The organism is Microcoleus sp. T2B6 (assembly GCF_036700475.1).
GTDB lineage: Bacteria > Cyanobacteriota > Cyanobacteriia > Cyanobacteriales > Microcoleaceae > Microcoleus.
Window position 1 is genome coordinate 1 of record NZ_JAUBOZ010000244.1, and the last position, 1,355, is coordinate 1,355.

Annotated in this window: 1 protein-coding gene; it reads left to right on the plus strand. The window is 40.4% G+C overall.

Annotated features, from left to right (window positions below; all coding sequences use genetic code 11):
• The first annotated feature begins 126 nt into the window (after positions 1 to 126).
• Positions 127 to 1,335 (plus strand): ISAs1 family transposase, encoded by a 1,209-nt coding sequence (locus tag QUA00_RS36680; RefSeq protein ID WP_333301354.1) that lies wholly within the window; start codon positions 127 to 129, stop codon positions 1,333 to 1,335.
• Positions 1,336 to 1,355: the final 20 nt, after the last annotated feature.

Sequence of the window (1,355 nt, forward strand, 5' to 3'; positions counted from 1 at the left end):
CAGGGTAAGCTCATCTAATTTAGTATAAATTGTACTTGACAAAAAGACAAATATAAAAAATGTGGTATTTACGTATTAGCAATTTTATAATGCCTTAAAAACTAAGTCATCAAGCGGTAAAACTCAATGGATAAAGGATTCCTGCCCGCCCGGCCAAAGTCTAAACTACTGAAGAAGCCCTCAGCTATCTCTATGCAAGAGTTACAAGGAAGCTTATCAAGTTATTTTGATGACGTACCCGACCCGAGAGTGAACCGAACCAAACGTCACTTACTGAAAGATATTCTCGTCATTGCTATATTATCTACAATAGCTGGAGGTGATGGGTGGGAAGACATGGAAAATTATGGAATCAGTAAGCAGCAATGGTTGCAAAAATTTTTAGACTTACCAAATGGTATCCCGAGCGATGATACCTTCCGACGAGTTTTTGAAAAGGTAGACCCGAAAGTTTTAGAACAGAAGTTGACTGAATGGGTTAAACAATTAATTGGGCCAGTTGTCCAACAAGTTATCCCGATTGATGGAAAAAGTATCCGAGGTTCTTATGACCGAAAAACCGGGGAAAAGAATTTACATTTAGTGACGGCGTGGGCGAGTGAAAATCGGTTGGTACTTGGACAAGTTAAAGTTGAAAACCATTCCAATGAAATCACAGCTATCCCAGCCCTATTGGAATTAATCGATGTCACCGGAGCGATTATTACGATGGATGCGATGGGTACTCAAACCGAGATTGTTCGGCTGATTCGTCAAAAAAAAGCTGATTACGTAGTTACTTTGAAAAAGAATCATCCAACCCTTTATAAACAAGTCAAAACCTGGTTTGAAACAGCCAGAGCCAACCAATTTGGGGGAATTGAAGTGAGTGAAGATTCCCGAACGGAAAAAGCACATCATCGAATCGAAACTCGAAAAGTTTGGGCGGTTCCAGTGGGGGTTTTAGGCGGGCTTTACAAACAAGAAGACTGGACAGATATTCAGACTATTGTTATAGTAGAACGTTTCCGTTATCTGTGGAACAAAACCACTCATGAAGTACAATTTTACCTAAGTTCCTTACCCGTAGATGCCCAGCTTAATGGTCGCGTCATTCGTCAACATTGGAGTATTGAAAATCAAGAACATTGGGTTTTAGATGTCACTTTTAATGAAGATAGATCTCGCATTCGGTCCTTGAATAGCCCTCGAAACTTGGCTGTTATCAGACGGATGTCCCTGAATGCTGTAAATCAAGAAACTACTCTCAAGCGTAGCTTGCGACAGAAAAGAAAACGGGCTGCAATGAATGATGAATACATGATGCTTCTTCTCAAATCCTTTTGTCAAGGCTGATTGAGATGCTCTTACCCTGT

Excerpts from the sequence above, each read along its gene's own strand:
- QUA00_RS36680 (WP_333301354.1), top strand. The coding sequence starts at position 127 with ATGGATAAAGGATTCCTGCCCGCCCGGCCAAAGTCTAAACTACTGAAG.